Source organism: Halomicronema sp. CCY15110 (genome assembly GCF_016888165.1).
Taxonomy (GTDB): domain Bacteria; phylum Cyanobacteriota; class Cyanobacteriia; order Phormidesmidales; family Phormidesmidaceae; genus Halomicronema.
Genome location: NZ_JACSWC010000258.1, coordinates 1 through 5,248, shown reverse-complemented (window position 1 = coordinate 5,248; position 5,248 = coordinate 1). Strand labels below are relative to the sequence as shown.

The 5,248-nt window shown below is 52.6% G+C and carries 2 tRNA genes and 3 rRNA genes; all 5 read left to right on the top strand.

Annotation, left to right across the window (positions count from 1 at the left end):
• Positions 1 to 258: 258 nt before the first annotated feature.
• The 5 genes from JUK32_RS10295 (at position 259) to rrf (ending at position 5,200) form a co-directional block, all read left to right on the top strand.
• Positions 259 to 1,748 (top strand): 16S ribosomal RNA (locus JUK32_RS10295).
• 112 nt (positions 1,749 to 1,860) lie between these two features.
• Positions 1,861 to 1,934, top strand: a tRNA-Ile gene (locus JUK32_RS10290).
• A gap of 6 nt (positions 1,935 to 1,940) precedes the next feature.
• Positions 1,941 to 2,016, top strand: a tRNA-Ala gene (locus JUK32_RS10285).
• 167 nt (positions 2,017 to 2,183) lie between these two features.
• Positions 2,184 to 5,007, top strand: a 23S ribosomal RNA gene (locus JUK32_RS10280).
• Positions 5,008 to 5,081: 74 nt separating this feature from the next.
• Positions 5,082 to 5,200, top strand: a 5S ribosomal RNA gene (gene rrf, locus JUK32_RS10275).
• Together the 16S, 23S and 5S rRNA genes with 2 tRNA genes alongside form the textbook arrangement of a ribosomal RNA operon.
• The last annotated feature ends 48 nt before the right edge of the window (positions 5,201 to 5,248 follow it).

The following is a 5,248-nucleotide window of genomic DNA, read 5'->3' as shown; positions in this document are numbered from 1 at the left end:
TTTCTCCATCAAAGTGATTGACAGTTAGGAGTGGAGTCGCTATATTGGTAAAGCGCTGAAGGGGAGCGACGCCAAACGGAGTCGAGACCTGAAGTGAGAACCTCGACAATTAATATTGAAAGCCAGAGACCTTAAATAGGTTCCTGTCAAAGAATTAAATTGACATAAGGTTAGCATACTTTTCACGAGTTGTCTAATCGAGTGTTGATAAAGATTCTGGATACTGAAGAGTATTCAGGGTCAACTTTTCGAGTGATTAACATGGAGAGTTTGATCCTGGCTCAGGATGAACGCTGGCGGCGTGCTTAACACATGCAAGTCGAACGAACACTTTCGGGTGTTAGTGGCGAACGGGTGAGTAACGCGTGAGGATCTGCCCTTAGGTGGGGGACAACCGTTGGAAACGACGGCTAATACCGCATATGGCGAGAGCTAAAAGATTTATTGCCTAAGGATGAACTCGCGTCTGATTAGCTAGTTGGTGAAGTAAAGGTTTACCAAGGCGACGATCAGTAGCTGGTCTGAGAGGATGATCAGCCACACTGGGACTGAGACACGGCCCAGACTCCTACGGGAGGCAGCAGTGGGGAATTTTCCGCAATGGGGGCAACCCTGACGGAGCAACGCCGCGTGGGGGAGGAATGTCTGTGGATTGTAAACCCCTTTTCTCAGGGAAGAAGATCTGACGGTACCTGAGGAATCAGCATCGGCTAACTCCGTGCCAGCAGCCGCGGTAAGACGGAGGATGCAAGCGTTATCCGGAATTATTGGGCGTAAAGCGTCCGTAGGCGGTTTATCAAGTCTGTCGTTAAAGACTGCAGCTTAACTGTGGGCAAGCGGTGGAAACTGATTAACTAGAGTGTGGTAGGGGTAGAGGGAATTCCCAGTGTAGCGGTGAAATGCGTAGATATTGGGAAGAACACCAGTGGCGAAGGCGCTCTACTGGGCCACAACTGACGCTGAGGGACGAAAGCTAGGGGAGCGAAAGGGATTAGATACCCCTGTAGTCTTAGCTGTAAACGATGGATACTAGGTGTTGCGCGTATCGACCCGTGCAGTACCGCAGCTAACGCGATAAGTATCCCGCCTGGGGAGTACGCACGCAAGTGTGAAACTCAAAGGAATTGACGGGGGCCCGCACAAGCGGTGGAGTATGTGGTTTAATTCGATGCAACGCGAAGAACCTTACCAGGGCTTGACATCCCTCGAATCTTGATGAAAGTCGAGAGTGCCTTCGGGAGCGAGGAGACAGGTGGTGCATGGCTGTCGTCAGCTCGTGTCGTGAGATGTTGGGTTAAGTCCCGCAACGAGCGCAACCCACGTCCTTAGTTGCCATCATTCAGTTGGGCACTCTAGGGAGACTGCCGGGGACAACTCGGAGGAAGGTGTGGATGACGTCAAGTCATCATGCCCCTTACGTTCTGGGCTACACACGTACTACAATGCTTCGGACAAAGGGCAGCGAGCGTGCGAGCGCAAGCAAATCCCATAAACCGAGGCACAGTTCAGATTGCAGGCTGCAACTCGCCTGCATGAAGGAGGAATCGCTAGTAATCGCAGGTCAGCATACTGCGGTGAATACGTTCCCGGGCCTTGTACACACCGCCCGTCACACCATGGGAGTTGGCCACGCCCGAAGCCGTTACCCTAACCATTCGTGGAGGGGGGCGTCGAAGGTGGGGCTGATGACTGGGGTGAAGTCGTAACAAGGTAGCCGTACCGGAAGGTGTGGCTGGATCACCTCCTTTCAAGGAGACCTATCTACTTGTTCATGCATTTTTTATGGCTGAACAGAGTAGGTCAACTTAGGTCGTTCAGGACTTATTTAAGCTGGTTTTCAATATTGTCGGGTTTATTTATGGGCTATTAGCTCAGGTGGTTAGAGCGCACCCCTGATAAGGGTGAGGTCCCTGGTTCGAGTCCAGGATGGCCCACTGAGTGGGGGTATAGCTCAGCTGGTAGAGCGCCTGCTTTGCAAGCAGGACGTCAGCGGTTCGAGTCCGCTTACCTCCACCAATTTTAATTTTGATTGTGATGAGAGTTTAGATACCAGCACCGTACTTGCTGAGAAGCGAAGTAAGCTGCTGAGCTCTAAGTTCAGTGACAGACCCTTGACAACTGCATAGAGAAAATTGAGTCAAAAGGTAGTTAAAGACAAAACTATTCGCAAAGGATAGAGAGAAGGTCAAGCTACAAAGGGCTCACGGTGGATACCTAGGCACGCAGAGGCGAAGAAGGACGTGGCTACCGACGATACGCTCCGGGGAGCAGGAAGCATGCATTGAGCCGGAGATTTCCGAATGGGGCAACCCAGTATACGGCCTGCTGAATCTATAGGCAGGTGCGAGCGAACGCAGCGAACTGAAACATCTTAGTAGCTGTAGGAAGAGAAAGAAACCTCGATTCCCCTAGTAGCGGCGAGCGAAGCGGGAAGAGCCTAAACCAACGGTTTTTACTGTTGGGGTTGTGGGACAGCGACGTGGTATTTGGCGGCTAGACGAAGCAGTTGAGAGCTGCACCAGAGAAGGTGAGAGTCCTGTAGTCGAAAGCTTAAGAAACCTAGCTGCATCCCGAGTAGGTCGGGGCACGAGAAATCCCGATTGAATCCACGAGGACCACCTCGTAAGGCTAAATACTCCTGCGTGACCGATAGTGCACAGTACCGCGAGGGAAAGGTGAAAAGAACCCCGGAAGGGGAGTGAAATAGAACATGAAACCGTGAGCTTACAAGCAGTCAGAGCTCGATTTAACGAGTGATGGCGTGCCTGTTGAAGAATGAGCCGGCGACTTATAGGCACTGGCAGGTTAAGGCGGAAATGCCGAAGCCAGAGGGAAACCGAGTCTGAATAGGGCGCATGTCAGTGTTTATAGACCCGAACCCGGGTGATCTAACCATGTCCAGGCTGAAGCTTGGGTGATACCAAGTGGAGGGCCGAACCGACTGGCGTTGAAAAGCCAGCGGATGAGGTGTGGTTAGGGGTGAAATGCCAATCGAACCCGGAGCTAGCTGGTTCTCCCCGAAATGTGTTTAGGCGCAGCGGTAGCGATTATAGCTGGGGGGTAAAGCACTGATTCGGTGCGGGCTGCGAGAGCGGTACCAAATCGAGTCAAACTCTGAATACCCAGTGAACACGCTGCCAGTGAGACGGTGGGGGATAAGCTTCATCGTCAAGAGGGAAACAGCCCAGACCACCAGCTAAGGTCCCGAAATGAACACTAAGTGGCAAAGGAGGTGAGAGTGCACAGACAACCAGGAGGTTTGCCTAGAAGCAGCCACCCTTGAAAGAGTGCGTAATAGCTCACTGGTCAAGCGCTCTTGCGCCAAAAATGAATGGGACTAAGTGTTCTACCGAAGCTGTGGACTTGTCATATTTTGATAAGTGGTAGGGGAGCGTTCTACATGCATCGAAGCATTAGCGAGAGCAGATGTGGAGTGTGTAGAAGTGAGAATGTCGGCTTGAGTAGCGAAAACGTGTGTGAGAATCACACGCCCCGAAACCCTAAGGGTTCCTCCGGAAGGCTCGTCCGCGGAGGGTTAGTCGGGACCTAAGGCGAGGCCGAAAGGCGTAGTCGATGGACACAGGGTTAATATTCCCTGACTACTGAATGGGAGCGTCGTTGGGGACGCATGACAACTAGCTATACCCTGATTGGATTGGGAGGGGGTTACGACCCCTGCATAGTGAACGATAGTGCCGAGAAAAGCCAACGCCGTGATGAACATTTAGTACCCGTACCCGAAACCGACACAGGTAGGGAGGTTGAGAATACCAAGGGGCGCGAGGTAACTCTCTCTAAGGAACTCGGCAAAATGGCCCCGTAACTTCGGGAGAAGGGGTGCCCTCTGAAAGGGGGGCCGCAGTGAAGAGTCCCAGGCGACTGTTTACCAAAAACACAGGTCTCTGCAAACTCGTAAGAGGACGTATAGGGGCTGACGCCTGCCCAGTGCCGGAAGGTTAAGGAAGTTGGTCAGTCTTCGGATGAAGCTAACGACTGAAGCCCCGGTGAACGGCGGCCGTAACTATAACGGTCCTAAGGTAGCGAAATTCCTTGTCGGGTAAGTTCCGACCCGCACGAAAGGCGTAACGATCTGGGAGCTGTCTCGGAGAGAGGCTCGGCGAAATAGGATTGTCTGTGAAGATACGGACTACCTGCACCTGGACAGAAAGACCCTATGAAGCTTTACTGTAGCCTGGAATTGGGTTCGGGCTTTGACTGCGCAGGATAGGTGGGAGACTGTGAGTTCATCCTTGTGGGGATGAATGAGTCACTGGTGAGATACCACTCTGTCAAGGCTAGAATTCTAACCTGTAGCCGTTAGCCGGCACGGGAACAGTTTCAGGTGGGCAGTTTGACTGGGGCGGTCGCCTCCTAAATGGTAACGGAGGCGCGCAAAGGTTCCCTCAGGCTGGTTGGAAATCAGCCATTGAGTGTAAAGGCATAAGGGAGCTTGACTGCAAGACTGACAAGTCGAGCAGAGACGAAAGTCGGCCTTAGTGATCCGACGGTTCTGAGTGGAAGGGCCGTCGCTCAACGGATAAAAGTTACTCTAGGGATAACAGGCTGATCTCCCCCAAGAGTTCACATCGACGGGGAGGTTTGGCACCTCGATGTCGGCTCGTCGCAACCTGGGGCTGAAGTAGGTCCCAAGGGTTGGGCTGTTCGCCCATTAAAGCGGCACGCGAGCTGGGTTCAGAACGTCGTGAGACAGTTCGGTCCATATCCGGTGTAGGCGCAGGAGTATTGAGGGGAGTCCTTCTTAGTACGAGAGGACCGGAAGGAACGCACCGCTGGTGTACCTGTTATCGTGCCAACGGTAAACGCAGGGTAGCTATGTGCGGAGTGGATAACCGCTGAAAGCATCTAAGTGGGAAGCCCACCCCAAGATGAGTACTCCCATGGGGTAACCCAGTAAGGTCACGGGAAGACCACCCGTTAATAGGTGCTATGTGGAAGTGCAGCAATGTATGAAGCAGAGGCATACTAACAGACCGAGGGCTTGTCCTTCTCATCGCTTTAACAACTGACTTTGATTAACTCTATGCAGCTCTCAAGGCTCTCTCTACACGAGTCATAAGCTTCCTGGTGCCTATGGCGGTCTGGAACCACGCCGATACCATCCCGAACTCGGTTTGTGAAACAGGTCTGCGGCGAAGATACTTTGGGGGTTGCCCCATGGGAAATTAGCTCGGTGCCAGGTCTCTCTTCTTCCCCCTTGAGTGAATCACACTCAAGGGGGATTATTATT